Here is a 15,533-nt window from a genome sequence, read left to right as displayed (position 1 = left end):
GAAAAAAAACCCCGCTATAAAGCGGGGTTTCTAAATGTGGTCGGCGAGAGAGGATAACTCGCCACTCCGTGGCTCGCCCTGCGGGCCGTTGCTGAAGCAACGTTCTTTCGCTCCGCTCAAGTCGAACCTCCTGCCCCGGAGGTTCTCATCCTCATTGAATTTAGGCGAAAAAAAACCCCGCTATAAAGCGGGGTTTCTAAATGTGGTCGGCGAGAGAGGATTCGAACCTCCGACCCACTGGTCCCAAACCAGTTGCGCTACCAAGCTGCGCTACTCGCCGATGTACTGCTTTTTGAATTTTTAGTTCAATTCATTTTAAGTCGTGGTGCGAGGGGGGGGACTCGAACCCCCACATCCTAAGGACACTAACACCTGAAGCTAGCGCGTCTACCAATTCCGCCACCTTCGCATTTCACAACTTTAAATAATGGGGTGGCTAATGGGATTCGAACCCACGACAACTGGAATCACAATCCAGGGCTCTACCAACTGAGCTATAGCCACCACTGATATTCTTTCTACGCGGTCCTGTTTACCTTCACAGTCCACCGCAGCTCCAGCACCGGGTAAAATGGTGCGCCCGACAGGATTCGAACCTGAGACCTCTGCCTCCGGAGGGCAGCGCTCTATCCAGCTGAGCTACGGGCGCTTAGCGCCGTTGCGGGGGTGGATATTACGTACTTCACACCCCGCTGTCTAGTGCCTTTTTAAATAAAATGCGCGTTTGGTTATGCTTTGCGCATTTTGTCTTTTATTTCCCCGTTTTTAACGTTGCAGTGTGCCGATTGAGGCGTAAAACCTTGTAGGCGAGCGATACCGCAGCCAAAAAGATGATGCCGACAAACAGCGACATACGGGTATCCTCGTTAATACCCATGCCGATTAATACACAAAACAGGAACGCCATCGTTAAATAGTTCGCCCACGGGAAGAGAACCGAACGGAACGGATGACGGGCAATCTCTGCTTTATGCGCCTCACGGAAACGCAGCTGGCTAATCAGAATCACAAACCATGGCACCATTCCCGGCAGCACGCTGGCGCTGTAGACATAAACAAATACACGCTGCGGGTTCGGAATGATGTAGTTGAGGCAGGAGCCAACCAGCAGGATAGCAATCGAGATAGCGACACCCACCACCGGTACGCCCTGGCGCGATACCTTTGCTACTGCCGCAGGCAGCTGGCGGTTTTTGGCCAGCGCGTAGAGCATGCGCCCGCAGCTATACATTCCGCTGTTGCAGCCGGAGAGCGCGGCGGTGAGTACCACAAAGTTAATGATCCCTGCCGCAGCGGTAATACCGATTTTGGCAAAGGTCAGGACAAACGGGCTGCCGTTGCTGCCAATCTCATTCCACGGGAAGATAGTGACGATAACGAAAATCGCGCCCACGTAGAAGATCAGAATACGCCACAGCACCTTACCCACCGCGCTGCGCAGCGTAACCTGCGGATTTTTCGCCTCACCGGCAGTAATACCGATCAGCTCAACGCCCTGATACGAGGCGACCACAATACAGAGCGCAGTCAGGAAGCCTTTCCAGCCACCAGCAAAGAAGCCGCCGTGCTCGGTCAGGTTACTGAAGCCTATCGCCTGCCCGCCGTTGCCAAAGCCATAGAAGATCACCCCAAGGCCGACGATAATCATCACCACAATGGTGGTGACTTTGATCATCGCAAACCAGAACTCAATCTCGCCGTACAGGCGCACCGCGGCAAGATTAGCCAGCGCCACCAGTCCAACGGCAATTAATGCCGGTATCCACTGCGCCATCTCCGGGAACCAGAACTGAACATAGACGCCAATCGCGGTGATCTCGGATATCCCTACCGCCATCCACATAAACCAGTATGACCAGGCCGTGAGATAGCCAAAGAACGGACTCATATAGCGGTGCGCATAGACGGCGAACGAACCGGCTACCGGCTCGAGGAATAGCATCTCGCCCATCGAGCGCATAATGAAGAAAACAAAAAGCCCGGCCACAATGTAGGCCAGTAAAACTGACGGCCCCGCCCACTTTAGGGTGCTTGCTGCGCCCATAAAGAGACCCACGCCAATAGTGCCGCCTAAGGCGATCAGTTCGATATGTCGTGCTTCCAGCCCACGCTGAAGCTCCGGTTTACTCTCGGCCATAAATCCTCTGTCGTGTTTACTACTGTCCCGACGCTGCGGGTTATCGTTATGAGTGCAATCTCAGCTCACCGCAGGCCGCTGCAAAAAGCACCGGAGCACTGCGTTGAGTGAGCGAATGGTTTCTTAATTTTGCTGAAATGGCAAACGATGCATAAGAAAAATCAATAGAAAGCACAATAAAGCAGCAAGGAGAGGCGATGACAGCGCAGCCGACTGGCTACGCTGTGGCAAGATTAGAGCTGGCCGCGATAGTGCCAGGCGAGGTAGCGCAGCAGCCGTAGCTGGCGCGTAATGCGGCTGGGCTGTGACAGCAGGCGATAGAGCCACTCAAGCCCCATCCGCTGCCATGCCTTCGGCGCACGCTTAACGTGGCCGGTAAAGACGTCATAGGTGCCGCCGACGCCCATATAGAGCGCATGAGGATAAACTTCACGACAGTCGCGCATCAGCAGCTCCTGCCGCGGCGAGCCCATCGCCACGGTGACAATTTTCGCCCCGCTGTCGCGCACCCGCTCAAACAGCGCCTGGCGCTGCTCGGGCTGGAAGTAACCATCCTGGCCGCCGACAATATTCACCTGCCAGCGATCGCGCAGCTGCTGCTGCGTCTGGGCGAGCACGCCAGGCTTGCCGCCGATCAGGAATACCGGCGTCCCCTCCTTCCCGGCGCGCTCCATTAGCGCTTCCCAGAGATCGGCTCCCGCCACGCGCTCAACCACCGCCTGCGGGTACTTTTTGCGCATTGAACGCACCACGCTGATCCCGTCGGCATATTTGAACTCGGCCGCCTCAATGAGCGCCCGTACCTGAGCATCATCTTCAAGGGTCAGCATCTTCTCGGCGTTGATGGCCACTAGCGTGCCCTGCTTCAGTTCGCCGCCAGCGTAGAGAAAATCCAGCGCGTGCGCCATGTTACGCCAGCCAATCAGCTGTAGGCCGCGTAAGGTGTAAGTCGGTGCGGTCGTCGTGTCCGTCATAATGATTATCCTTGTCAGGCTTGCGAGAGCGGTTGCGGTAATCGCCCGCCGCGTTTGTGGATCAGCCCCGCGCTATCAAACAGCCAGTAGAGCAGCTTCGCCATCAGCAGGCAGGCACCAAAGACCACGAGGAAGAAGACAACGCGAGAAACAAAGGCGTCCAACCCCTCGCGCGCCAGCACGATCATATTGAAGATGGCACCGAAACAGAAGCTGTGCAAAATCGCTGCCTTATAGCGGTTGGTCTCCTGATTGCCTAACTCATAAAGCCAGTCGAACCATTTAATAATTAACCCGACCACTACCGCCCCCAGCGGAATGAACCAGACGCCGCCCATCACCACCAGCGAACCGATCAGCGTTGGTGAGATCGCCAGTCCGGAGTGGTTGTTCAGCACTTCCCAGGTAAAGTAGTTCGCGGTGTTCAGCACGATGCCCGGCCTGTCCGGCCACAGCCAGGTGGGAATAAACACGTAAAAATCGCGCACGATGGGTGCCAACCCCTGGAAGTCGATCTTGTCATAGTTTTGTAGCAGCAGGGAGAGGTTCTCCCACGGCGAGAAGGTATCGCGGGTGAGATAGAGGAAGGTGTAAAACGCTTCGTCACCGCTCACCTGGAGTCCATAACGCTTTAGCGCCAGCCAGAACATTCCAACGATACCCAGCACGCCCGCCGCCGCCAACATCCACAGTGAGATCCAGCCGCGAATAATGCCGATAAACAGGAAAATAGCGAATGCAATGATGATGTTGGCCCGCGTGCCGCCCACAATCATGTAGGTCAGCAGGCCAAAGGCAACGGTGCTGACAAGGAAGAAGATCCAGCCCCGGCCATCCTGGCGCAGAAAATAGACCACCAGCATGGCGGGAATAAAGAAGTAGAAGAAGCGCTTAAGCGCCACGCCGGAAACTTGACTCGAAAAGATCTGGCTATAGGAGTGAAGCCGGAACAGCAGGAAGCCGTTGTGCAGAAAGAAGATGCTGACGCTCACCAGAGCGATAAGCATTAGCATCACCCACGCCAGGTGCGTCTCCACTCGATTCATGGTGAACAGGGGACGGCGCGGCCTCACCGCTGATGAGGGGCGCAGCCGCGTTTTATAGGTGACGTAGTAGATAGCGTAGAAGCAGACCGCTGCCAGCAGGGACTGCATCATCACCTCAGGCGGTGCGACGCCGACGTTGAAGCGAAAGACCAGAACGCTGGTAAGCGGGAAGCCAAAGAAAAACGTCAGTAAAAAAAGCAGCGAAAAGAATACGTTAAAATTAAAACGCACGCGGCGGAACTCAAACCAGGTCAGCGTGGCGATAAACAGCGTCGCCAGCAGCCAGATGGCCAGCAGGCCAGAGAATGCGAGCTGGCTCATTGCGAACCTCCTGCGGCAATGCGTAACGCCTCATGCCAGGGCGCAAGGTAGTTGGGGCTAAAGAAAGTAATGCTGCTCTTATCTACCGCTGCCAGCTGCCGCTGGGCCTCGCGGACTATCGCCTCATCGAGCTTGTCGCCGGTAAAGAGTACGGGAATGTGCTGCTCGACCATATCCTGCCAGAAAGGGTTTTCTCTGTTCAGCACGCAGGGTACGCCCGCCTGGATCAGCAGACAGAGCGTACCGATCCCCTGCTGGCGAGCAAAGATAAAGTAGCCAAGGTCGCACCGGCGCAGCAGCGCCAAATAGTCGTCAAATTCTAGCTTATCGGCAAGGATACGCAGGTTCTCTGTGCTAAACAGCGCCAGACCTGCCTGGCGCACCTCGGCAATATAGGCTTCGTTATTGGCCGGGTAGCCCATCGGCACAATGATGTTAACCGTATCACCGAACTGCTGGTGAACCGCCTTCAGGGCCGCGACATGTTCGTTGCTGCGATCGCCGGAGTTGCCGACCAGCACCGTCAGTTTGCCCTCGCGCTGCGTCTCCTGCGCCATCGTGTTGAGCGTGGGATCCATTCGCGTCGGGAAGTAGAGCAGTTCACCACGCACCTGCGGATGGCGGCGGGCGAAAAAGTGCAGGTCGCCACGGGTGGCAAAGATACAGCCGACCCGCCGCTGGGCGACACGCCGCAGCGGATAGAAAAGACGAAACTTCAGGCTTTGAGAGACCTCGTAGAGATCGGCTCCCCAGGCATGCCAGCTAAACTGCTGAGGCTGGATGGCACCGCGCAGCAGAGCCAGCCACAGGTCGGTATTGAACTGACCGTGAAAGAAAAAACGCTGCTGGCGATCGGCTTTGGCAAGGGCAATCACCGCCTGGGCCAGCGCTTTCTTATTGTTAAAGAAGCGTAGCGTAAGCGCCGGGAACTGCACGCACCAGCTCTTGTCGCCCCCGCAGATCATAAATTCACGGGCGTGCTCGCCCGTTTCCGCCAGGCTGTCGTTGAAAAAACGCAGCACGGTCAGGTTATGGTGTGGGATATCGGATCCCAGAATGTGAATCAGTGTAGTCATACCCTTTTACGCCAGAGTAGAAATACGCCACAACAGATGGCGAAATAAACGATATAGGTGGCCATATAGGCCTGCGCCGCCCCTAACGCGCCGTGCGCCGGAATGAGCCAGCGGGAAAAGGCCGTCAGCAGCGTAAACTGGCTAATCTCCGCCAGAATGTAAAAGCTTAGCGAGGCGCGGGCAATCACCAGATAGCCAAAGACGTACGCGCCCACTTTCAGTACGTCGCCTACCAGCTGCCAGGCAAAGAGATCGCGCATGGCAATAAATTTTTCGGAAAAGAGCAGCCAGATAGCAAAATCACGCAGCAGCCAGACGGTAAAACTCGCCGCCGCCACCGCGGGCAGCACAAACCGCAGCGACTTGACGATCTCGCGGCTTACCGCCTGCTTCTCCGTCAGCCGCGACAGCGTAGGCAGCAGATAGACGCTGAACGAGGCGGTGATAAATTGCAGATAGGCATCGGAGATGCTGCTCACCCCCTGCCAGATCCCAACCTCATCCCAGCCGTAGTGTGAGGCCAGCAGGTTTCGCATCATGACGTAGGCCACGGGTAGCGTCACGGAGGTGATCAGCGCCATCAGGGTGAACTTGCCAAGCTGCCCGGCCAGCGCGCCGTTCCACTGTGGCTTAAGATAGCCTAACGGGACGGTTTTACGACGGATAAGCAGCAGCAGCGCCGGGACGACGACCAGCGCCGGAACCAGCGCCAGGCCCAGCAGCGCGCCCTCGTAGCCGCCCAGCCGGTAGCAGGCGTAGTAGGCGATCACCCCGATAATGCTGCCGCTAATTAGCGACAGCGCGTTTCCTGCGGCATCGCGGAAGCCTTTCATCACCGCCAACAGGAAATTGGCCCACGCAATGCCCATCTGCACCAGCGCTACCAGTCTGACCAGCCCCTGAAAATGGGTATGGCCGAACAGCCCCTGACTGATGGGCGCGGCGGCCAGCAGAAAAACAACGGCTAACAGCGTCGAAAACCCCAGCACCATGGCCGATGAGGTGCCCACCACGTTGCGCAGCTGCGCCGGATCGTCATGGTGCTGGGCCACAAATTTGGTAACGCCATTAAAAATACCGGCCCCGGCCAGCACGCCCAGCACGGTCACCAGCTGGCGAAAGTTACCCGCCTGGCCCACGCCCGAGGGACCAAAGGAGACCGCCAGCAGCTTAACCACCAGCAGTCCCGCGCCGATTTTGACCAACGTGCTTGCCGCGGTCCAGAGTGAAGCTTTTGCCAGCGACATCTTAGTTGAAGTAGCTCAGCAGCGTATTGATCACCGTGCGCTGGTTAACGGGCGAGAGGTTGAAGAACAGCGGCAGGCGAAGCAAGCGCTCGCTCTCTTTCGTGGTATAAATATCTGCGTTGAATAATTCACCAAAGCGCTGGCCCGCCGGGCTGGAGTGCAGCGGAATGTAGTGGAATACCGCCAGGATCTCCGCCTCCTTGAGGAAGGCGATCAGGTTACTGCGATCCTCATCGTCGCGCAGCTTGATATAGAACATGTGCGCGTTATGTTCGCACTCGTCTGGAATCGACGGCAGCTCAATACGTCCAGCGCGAGCCAGCGGCGTTAGCGCGTCAAAATAGGTCTGCCACAGCGAGAGGCGCTGCTGGTTGATACGATCCGCCGCCTCCAGCTGCGCCCACAGATAGGCCGCCTGCAGATCCGACATCAGATAGCTGGAGCCAATATCGCGCCAGGTGTATTTATCCACCTGCCCGCGGAAGAACTGGCTGCGGTTGGTGCCTTTCTCGCGAATAATCTCTGCGCGCTCGATCAGCGCCCGGTCGTTGATCAGCGTTGCGCCGCCTTCACCCCCGGCGGTGTAGTTTTTGGTTTCATGGAAGCTGAAACAGCCGATATGGCCGATGGTACCCAGCGCACGCCCTTTGTAGGTTGACATTACCCCCTGCGCAGCGTCCTCCACCACGTACAGGTTATGCTGCGTCGCAATAGCCATAATGGTGTCCATCTCACAAGCCACGCCCGCGTAGTGAACCGGCACAATGGCTCGGGTATTCTCGGTGATCGCCGCCTGGATAAGCCTTTCATCAATGTTCATGGTATCGGGACGAACATCGACAAAAACGATTTTTGCCCCACGCAGCACAAAGGCGTTGGCGGTAGAGACAAAGGTGTAGCTGGGCATGATCACTTCATCGCCGGGCTGGATATCCAGCAGCAGCGCTGCCATCTCCAGCGAGGCGGTACAGGAGGGGGTCAGCAGCACCTTCGCGCTGCCGAAACGCTGCTCCATCCACTGCTGGCAGCGGCGGGTGTAGCCGCCGTCGCCGCACAGCTTGCCGCTGCCCATCGCCGACTGCATATAATCGAGTTCTGTACCGACAACCGGTGGAGCGTTAAAAGGGATCATAGAGTCACCTGTATAGCCAGTAGGCGGTGCTTGCCACGTTGGCACCGCTCTGAATGTAACGTTTAAGCGCCGCGGTATTGCCCATCTGGGTCGCGACACGCAGGATCGAAAGCTGACGCCGCTGTGCCCAGAGGAGTGCCGTCTGCATCAGAGCCTCCCCCGCACCACGTCCGGCCAGCAGGCCAATGCGCGCCTCGCTGTCGTTCAGCTGGCGCAGCGAAACAAAGGCGCGGATCTCGCCGCTGGCGGCGCGAAAGACCAGGCATTCGTGGTCGAAGGCACCTTTAACGGCGTTTTCAATCCACTGGGCATAGAAGCGTCCGCTGGCGTCAGAAGGATACCAGGGCGTACGAAACCGGCTTTGCGCGAAAGCATGAGCGGCCAGCTGGCGCAGCGGTGCAATATCTGCCCTGCTCGCCACCTCCGCGCCCGGGTCGGTCATCGTTGCCGGCACGGCCATGACCAGATCAACCTCACCCTCTACCAGTTGGAAACCCAGCGCCTGAAGCGCGTCCAGCCGCGCGGTATCCGTAGCCGGGACTTTGACCTGCACCCGTTGCCACGCTGCCAGCTGCGCCTCATCAAGCGGCGCAGCATCGTCGTTCAGACGCACAATAGCGCTGGAAAGCCCAAAGAACTGGTTCTCCCAGGTTAATGCCTCAACCGTACCGCGTACCGCCATGTTGCCGCCTTAGCGCCAGACGCCTTTGGTATCAATAACGTATTGCTGGGTAACATACTCCCCGGCAACGGCTTTAAATTCGCGATGATCCACCAGCATTACCAGCACATCCGCGTCGGCCAGCGCCGTATCCAGGCTGACCAGCTGGCAGCTATCCGTCAGTATTTTCGGCAGCTGATGAATATTCGGCTCCACTACCAGCGTCTCGCCGCTATGCCATTGGGCAATACTGTGGGCAATCTCCATCGCCGGGCTTTCCCGCAGATCGTCGATATTGGGCTTAAAGGCAAGGCCAAAGCAGGCAATTTTAATTTCGCTGGCACGCTTGTTATTTGCCGTCAGGCAGTCTGCCACCGTTGTTTTGACTTGATTAAGCACCCAGTGCGGCTTGCTATCATTCACTTCGCGGGCGGTACGGATCAGCCGCGCCTGCTGCGGGTTTTGCGCCACAATGAACCACGGATCGACCGCGATACAGTGGCCACCTACGCCCGGCCCTGGCTGTAGGATATTGACGCGCGGATGGCGGTTGGCGAGGCGGATCAGCTCCCAGACGTTGATGCCCTGGTCGGCACAGATCAGCGAAAGCTCGTTAGCAAACGCGATATTCACGTCGCGGAAGCTGTTCTCGGTCAGTTTGCACATCTCAGCGGTGCGGGCATTAGTGACCACACACTCGCCTTCAAGGAAGATCTTATACAGCTCGCTGGCGCGGGCGGAGCACACCGGCGTCATGCCGCCGATAACCCGATCGTTTTTAATCAGCTCAACCATCACCTGGCCGGGCAGCACGCGCTCCGGGCAGTAGGCAACGTTGATATCCGCCTGCTCGCCCGCCTGCTGGGGAAAGGTGAGATCCGGACGCAGATCCGCCAGCCACTGCGCCATCTGTTCGGTCGCGCCTACTGGCGAAGTCGATTCGAGGATCACCAGCGCGCCTTTTTTCAGGACGGGTGCGAGTGATTTTGCTGCCGCCTCGACATAGACCATATCCGGCTCGTGATCGCCTTTGAACGGCGTTGGCACCGCAATGAGGTAAGCATCCGCCTCGACCGGCGTGGTGCTGGCGTGCAAAAAGCCGCCCTCTACTGCGGCCTTCACGACCCGATCCAGCTCAGGCTCGACGATATGAATTTGTCCACGGTTAATGGTATCCACCGCGTGCTGATTAATATCGATACCTACAACACGCTTCTGCCGGGAAGCGAACGCCGCGGCAGTGGGTAGTCCGATATAACCCAGGCCAATGACGGAGATGGTTGCAAAGCTCATAGTGTTACCCGATTATTTTTGAGTGCGTGCAGAATAAGTTCACAGGCCTGTCCATCACCGTAAGGGTTATGCGCCCGGCTCATGGCCTGCCAGGCGTCGTTGTCCCGCAGCAGGTGTGTGACCTCTTCGACGATGCGCTGGCGGTCGGTACCAATCAGCCTGACCGTTCCGGCTTCGATAGCCTCCGGGCGCTCGGTGGTTTCACGCATGACCAGCACAGGCTTGCCTAACGACGGAGCCTCTTCCTGAATACCGCCTGAATCCGTCAGGATCAGCCAGGCTTTAGTCATCAGCCAGAGGAACGGCAGATAGTCCTGCGGCTCAATGAGGATAATATTTTTAACGTGTCCGAGGATGCGGTTCACCGGCTCGCTGACGTTGGGATTCAAGTGTACCGGATAGACAATCTGCACATCCTGATGCTTAGCCGCAATATCGACCAGCGCATGGCAAATCTGTTCAAAGCCCTGGCCAAAGCTTTCGCGGCGGTGGCCGGTGACCAGCACCAGCTTTTTAGATTCATCCAGGAATGGATAACGTGCCGCCAGTTCGCTGTGCAGATTTTCGTTATTCAGTACCGTATCGCGCACCCAGAACAGCGCATCAATCACCGTATTACCGGTGACAAAGATCTGCTTGTCTGCAATATTTTCGCGTAGCAGGTTCTGCCGGGCGTTCTGCGTTGGGGCAAAATGGTACATCGCCAGATGCCCCGTCAGCGTGCGGTTAGCCTCTTCCGGCCAGGGTGAGGAGAGATCGCCCGTGCGCAGCCCGGCCTCGACGTGCCCAACCGGAATACGTTGGTAAAATGCCGCCAGGCTGGCAGCAATAGTTGTCGTGGTGTCACCGTGCACCAGCACAACGTCAGGCTTAAAGGAGGCAAGGATCGGCTTTAGCCCTTCAAGAATACGGCAGGTTATTTCAGTCAGTCCCTGCCCCGGCTGCATAATATCCAGGTCATAGTCCGGAACAATGGAAAAAAGGTTCAGTACCTGGTCAAGCATCTCCCTGTGCTGCGCGGTCACGCAGACTTTGGCTTCAAAATAAGGGTCCTTTGCCAGCGCATGTACCAGAGGTGCCATCTTGATGGCTTCTGGTCGTGTGCCAAATACGGTAAGTACTTTCACAACGATTCTCTTCGATTAGATGATGAAGGCCTGGTGGCCTTCATATCAGGCAGCGCTTACAGTGAACGACGGCGCGTTAACGCAACACCAGCACCTATCAACGCCCCTACCATTCCCCACATAATCATCAGGAAGGCACGGCGCGGGCTATCGCGTTTTACCGGCTCTTCAGGCGTCCGCAAATAACGATAAGTCTGAAAACGGGGATCGAGCGTGGGACCAACGTTGAGGGTGTTCAGCATGGCTCGATTTTGATCATAGTCCAGATCGAACTCGGGTCCCACTGCCTGCAGATTTTCCAGCCGCGCCTGTAGCATCGGACGACCCAACAGGAAAAGCTCAGAGTCGGGAAGCTCGTCAGGCGGTACCTCGGTCTCGCTGCGTGAGATGTTATGCTGCTCGGCAACTTTTAACGCCTGCACGACGCTGTGCGCCCGACGTTTAAAGATTGCATTGGCTACCTCTTCCTGACGTTTCACCTGGGCTTTCATCTGGATAGTGCGTGCTGCCCATGCGCCTTTCAGCTCATCGTTAAGATGGCTGGCCGCACGCTGGCTGGCGAAAGCGATATACTGGCGCAGCAGGTTATTTGAGTCAGGCGCAGTCTCTGCCGTCAGCTTAACGCTGTCGCTCTGGTTATGCAGCGCGTCGGCTGGGGTGTATTGAATATTGTTAATCATCTCATCAAGTAGCGCGGCGTCCGACTTGCTGTTGCCTACCATCCGCTGCTTGTAGTAGTCGGTCTGCAACCAGAAGTCACGGCGCGTATCCCATGAGGCCAGCTGCATAATGAACTCTTTATAGGATTCGTCCATTACCGAGGGCTGATCGACCGGTGCCAGGTTAGCTTTGACATCAAGATTGCGCAGAAACTGCTGCTGGGAGTAGAACCCGCCCAGCATATTGACCGTCGGACGGTCGGTTATAGCTGTCGCGCCCCACTCCTGCCTCGCGAAGAAAGTGTAGGCGAGGGCGATTAGCGCAAAGGCCAGCGCCACGCCGGCAATCCAAAACTTCCCCGCCCATAAAGTACGAAACAAACCGCGAATATCCAGTTCATTTTCCATACTTCCTGTATGTTTTCCCGACAATGGTTGAGTCATCGCTATCCCAGAATTACTTGGTTAGAGTTGGTTTATGTCCACTATTACGACGCATTTTACGTTTGACGCGTTTGATAAAGCGCGCCACTTTCCATGCACGTTTAATGCACCAGCCGTACAGGAAGAAAGCTAGCACAAACAGTGCCAACATGACCCATTCAGGAATAAAATGCAGATATTCCGTTACTACACCGACGGCTGCCAGCAGGGCAGCGGCCAGGGTAATCAGGACAAAAGCCTGGCGGGAGGTAAAGCCAGCGCGCATGATCAGATGATGAATATGCTGGCGGTCGGGTGAGAAGGGACTCATCCCTTTACGCAGGCGGCGGTACATGATCGCAACCATATCCATCAGCGGAATGGCAATAATCCACAGCGCTGTCACCGGGCTAATCGGATGCGTCTGGCCCTGGGTCGTTTCTAACAGGATCCAGATGACAGTAAAGCCAATCAGCGTGCTGCCCGCATCGCCCATAAAGACTTTATAGCGGCGGCCAAGAATACCGAGGTTAAGCAGGATATAAGGAAGGATGGCGGCGATCATGGCAAAGCACCACATCGCGAGGCTCAGCTGACCGTCGAACCACAGAATAATGCCGATGGCCGCAAAGGAGACGCAGGATAGCCCGCCCAGCAGGCCATCAATACCGTCGACCATATTAAAGGCGTTAATGGCGGCCCAGACGGCAAACAGCGTCAGGAAGAAGCCAAACGGTCCCAGAACCATCTCCCAGGTACCAAAAATGTAGCCAAGACTGCTGAGATAGAGTTTACCCACCACCATCATTACAACAGCGATAATCGCCTGAACGGTAGCGCGAATTTTAACGCTGATATCAAAGCGGTCGTCCAGCGCCCCGATGAAAACCAGAACCCCGGCACACATCAGGTAGAGTGCAGCATGCGGAATATAGTAGTCAGCAATAGCAAACGTATAGCAGATCCCGGCATAGACTGAGATACCGCCCACTAAGGGGATGAGGCCCTGATGACGTTTACGAAAGTTTGGTTTATCGACCAGCCCTATCTTTTTTGCCACTTTGCGGGCAAAAAAGAGAAAGATAAACGTGAGTAAAAAAATACTGAATAACTCAGTAACTGCAGTGAGTAAATTCACAATGCATGCTCTCAGCAAATGTTGATCCCGGAAGTATAGCGACGATGCCCCCTCTCCAAAAGAGATAAAGCAGGTCACTTACGGGCTCTATTGTATATTTTTCATTCAATTAGAACATAATCAGCTTGAATGCTTTGCATTACCGCAGCCTGCCATGGCCGACAGCGGATCCCTTGGCTATAGCCTATATTCCATAAATAAAAAACGCCACGTAAAAACGTGGCGTTTACAGGCTTTATTTAAGTTACGAGCGCTTCATCATATCGAAGAAGTCATCGTTAGTTTTGGTCATCGCCAGCTTATTGATGAGGAATTCCATTGCGTCAATCTCACCCATCGGGTGAATGATTTTGCGCAGGATCCACATTTTCTGCAGCTCTTCTTGCGTGGTGAGCAGCTCTTCTTTACGCGTACCGGAGCGGTTGTAGTCGATAGCCGGGAAGACGCGTTTTTCAGCGATCTTACGGGAGAGGTGCAGCTCCATGTTACCGGTGCCTTTAAACTCTTCGTAGATAACCTCGTCCATTTTAGAACCGGTATCGATCAGCGCGGTGGCGATGATGGTCAGGCTACCGCCCTCTTCCACGTTACGTGCCGCACCGAAGAAGCGCTTCGGACGGTGCAGGGCGTTGGCATCCACACCACCGGTCAGTACCTTACCAGAGGCGGGCACCACGGTGTTATAAGCACGCGCCAGACGGGTAATGGAGTCGAGCAGGATGATAACGTCTTTTTTATGCTCAACCAGACGCTTCGCCTTCTCGATCACCATCTCGGCAACCTGAACGTGGCGAGATGCTGGCTCATCAAAGGTAGAAGCAACCACTTCGCCTTTAACCAGACGCTGCATCTCAGTCACCTCTTCCGGACGTTCGTCGATCAGCAGCACCATCAGCACGCAGTCCGGGTGATTGTAGGCGATGCTCTGGGCGATGTTCTGCAGCAGCATTGTCTTACCCGCTTTCGGCGGTGCAACGATCAGGCCACGCTGGCCACGGCCAATCGGTGATGCCAGATCCAGAACGCGTGCGGTTAAGTCTTCCGTTGAACCGTTACCACGCTCCATACGCAGACGCGAGTTAGCGTGCAGCGGAGTTAAGTTTTCAAACAGGATCTTATTGCGCGAGTTTTCCGGCTTATCGTAGTTAACCTCGTTAACCTTCAGCAGCGCAAAGTAACGTTCACCCTCTTTCGGAGGACGAATCTTACCTGAAATGGTGTCACCAGTGCGGAGGTTGAAACGGCGGATTTGGCTAGGGGATACGTAGATGTCATCAGGACCGGCGAGGTAGGAGCTGTCTGCGGAGCGGAGGAAACCAAATCCGTCCTGCAATATCTCTAACACACCGTCGCCAAAGATATCTTCGCCACTCTTAGCATGCTGCTTCAGGATGGCGAAAATGATGTCCTGCTTGCGCATACGAGCCTGGTTTTCCAGACCCATATTTTCGCCGAGAGTAATCAGCTCAGAAACCGGCGTATTCTTTAATTCGGTAAGATTCATAGTGGTGTGGGTTCTTAAACTCGGGGTAAATCTCGAACTTAATTTGTGAATGGTATGGCAGGATCATCCATGCCTGTTAGCGGCCATCAACTCATGTCTGTTCGCTGTCTGCTTACAGGAAGAACACAGAACTGAAACGACAAGACGGATTGAGTGACAAGCCCGGAATCTATCTGCTTCTCTCGCGGCGCTGTGGCTGGCGGGAAGCATCGGGTACAACATGATTCAAACTGACAAGGTTCAAATCACAAAGATATGTTTATTTCGAAGTCAAAACTAACTTAGCACGACTAACGCCGGGCGTCCAGCAATCCACTAAAATTAGGAGTGCCAGACGCCAGACGGTTAGAGCCTTTACGCCAGGTTAGCGTCAAGGAACTCTTTCAGCTGCCCTTTGGACAGTGCACCCACTTTAGTCGCCGCCACTTCGCCGTTTTTGAACAGCAGCAGGGTCGGGATACCACGGATGCCGTATTTCGGCGCGGTGCCCGGGTTCTGGTCAATGTTCAGCTTAGCCACGGTCAGTTTGCCCTGGTACTCGTCAGCGATCTCATCCAGAATCGGGGCGATCATTTTGCACGGACCACACCACTCTGCCCAGAAATCGACGAGGGTCAGCCCTTCCGCTTTGAGTACGTCCGTGTCAAAACTGTCGTCGGTCAGGTGAATAATTTTATCGCTCATATTTACTCCACAGGATTATGTCTACCTTATTAAGGTCTGTAGCATAGCCTGGCTAAAGGTTGACGTTATTTCACCCCGTTTATTTGAACGGATGTGCTTTCGTAAAGCAAT

13 protein-coding genes, 4 tRNA genes and 1 other RNA gene are annotated in these 15,533 nt (G+C 55.6%); all 18 read right to left on the bottom strand.

Features of this window, described 5'->3' with window-relative positions:
- Positions 1-37: 37 nt before the first annotated feature.
- The 18 genes from RTN40_RS20180 to trxA all read right to left on the bottom strand — a co-directional run bounded on the left by RTN40_RS20180 (position 38) and on the right by trxA (position 15,422).
- A non-coding RNA gene (locus RTN40_RS20180) (RtT sRNA) lies at positions 38-170 on the bottom strand.
- Between the two features lie 33 nt (positions 171-203).
- Positions 204-280: transfer RNA gene (locus RTN40_RS20175), tRNA-Pro, on the bottom strand.
- Between the two features lie 43 nt (positions 281-323).
- A tRNA-Leu gene (locus RTN40_RS20170) sits at positions 324-409 on the bottom strand.
- A 19-nt stretch (positions 410-428) separates the two neighbouring features.
- Positions 429-504 (bottom strand) — tRNA-His (locus RTN40_RS20165).
- Positions 505-572: 68 nt separating this feature from the next.
- Positions 573-649 (bottom strand) — tRNA-Arg (locus RTN40_RS20160).
- A 102-nt stretch (positions 650-751) separates the two neighbouring features.
- Entirely contained in the window at positions 752-2,137 is a 1,386-nt protein-coding gene (gene thrP, locus RTN40_RS20155) for a bifunctional threonine/serine APC transporter ThrP (protein WP_312229927.1), read from the bottom strand.
- A 233-nt stretch (positions 2,138-2,370) separates the two neighbouring features.
- Positions 2,371-3,111: a lipopolysaccharide N-acetylmannosaminouronosyltransferase gene (gene wecG, locus RTN40_RS20150; protein ID WP_312229926.1), complete on the bottom strand. Its 741-nt coding sequence runs from the start codon at positions 3,109-3,111 to the stop codon at positions 2,371-2,373.
- 14 nt (positions 3,112-3,125) lie between these two features.
- Entirely contained in the window at positions 3,126-4,478 is a 1,353-nt protein-coding gene (gene wzyE, locus RTN40_RS20145; RefSeq protein WP_312229925.1) for an ECA oligosaccharide polymerase, read from the bottom strand.
- Positions 4,475-5,554, bottom strand: coding sequence for a TDP-N-acetylfucosamine:lipid II N-acetylfucosaminyltransferase (locus RTN40_RS20140; RefSeq protein WP_312229924.1), 1,080 nt, complete (start codon positions 5,552-5,554; stop codon positions 4,475-4,477). The genes wzyE and RTN40_RS20140 overlap by 4 nt, the downstream gene beginning before the upstream one ends.
- Positions 5,551-6,801, bottom strand: a complete 1,251-nt coding sequence (gene wzxE, locus RTN40_RS20135; RefSeq protein ID WP_312229923.1) for a lipid III flippase WzxE — start codon at positions 6,799-6,801, stop codon at positions 5,551-5,553. The genes RTN40_RS20140 and wzxE overlap by 4 nt, the downstream gene beginning before the upstream one ends.
- 1 nt (position 6,802) lies before the next feature.
- The gene (gene rffA, locus RTN40_RS20130; protein WP_312229922.1) at positions 6,803-7,933 is read right to left on the bottom strand and encodes a dTDP-4-amino-4,6-dideoxygalactose transaminase; all 1,131 of its coding nucleotides are present in this window, start codon (positions 7,931-7,933) and stop codon (positions 6,803-6,805) included.
- Positions 7,934-7,937: 4 nt separating this feature from the next.
- Positions 7,938-8,615 (bottom strand): dTDP-4-amino-4,6-dideoxy-D-galactose acyltransferase, encoded by a 678-nt coding sequence (gene rffC, locus RTN40_RS20125; RefSeq protein WP_312229921.1) that lies wholly within the window; start codon positions 8,613-8,615, stop codon positions 7,938-7,940.
- A gap of 9 nt (positions 8,616-8,624) precedes the next feature.
- Positions 8,625-9,887, bottom strand: a complete 1,263-nt coding sequence (wecC, locus tag RTN40_RS20120; protein WP_312229920.1) for a UDP-N-acetyl-D-mannosamine dehydrogenase — start codon at positions 9,885-9,887, stop codon at positions 8,625-8,627.
- The gene (wecB, locus tag RTN40_RS20115; RefSeq protein WP_312229919.1) at positions 9,884-11,014 is read right to left on the bottom strand and encodes a non-hydrolyzing UDP-N-acetylglucosamine 2-epimerase; all 1,131 of its coding nucleotides are present in this window, start codon (positions 11,012-11,014) and stop codon (positions 9,884-9,886) included. The genes wecC and wecB overlap by 4 nt, the downstream gene beginning before the upstream one ends.
- Positions 11,015-11,070: 56 nt before the next feature.
- A complete protein-coding gene (gene wzzE, locus RTN40_RS20110) occupies positions 11,071-12,117 on the bottom strand; it encodes an ECA polysaccharide chain length modulation protein (protein WP_312229918.1) in 1,047 nt (348 codons plus the stop codon).
- Between the two features lie 13 nt (positions 12,118-12,130).
- Complete coding sequence (wecA, locus tag RTN40_RS20105; protein ID WP_312229917.1) at positions 12,131-13,234, bottom strand: UDP-N-acetylglucosamine--undecaprenyl-phosphate N-acetylglucosaminephosphotransferase; 1,104 nt, start codon at positions 13,232-13,234, stop codon at positions 12,131-12,133.
- A gap of 244 nt (positions 13,235-13,478) precedes the next feature.
- Positions 13,479-14,738, bottom strand: a complete 1,260-nt coding sequence (rho, locus tag RTN40_RS20100; protein WP_001054528.1) for a transcription termination factor Rho — start codon at positions 14,736-14,738, stop codon at positions 13,479-13,481.
- 354 nt (positions 14,739-15,092) lie between these two features.
- Complete coding sequence (gene trxA / locus RTN40_RS20095; RefSeq protein WP_042394997.1) at positions 15,093-15,422, bottom strand: thioredoxin TrxA; 330 nt, start codon at positions 15,420-15,422, stop codon at positions 15,093-15,095.
- Positions 15,423-15,533 lie beyond the last annotated feature (111 nt).

The organism is Pseudescherichia sp. (genome assembly GCF_031987975.1).
GTDB lineage: Bacteria > Pseudomonadota > Gammaproteobacteria > Enterobacterales > Enterobacteriaceae > Pseudescherichia.
Note: the sequence above shows the minus strand (reverse complement) of the source record. Positions and strands in the feature narration are given on the sequence as shown.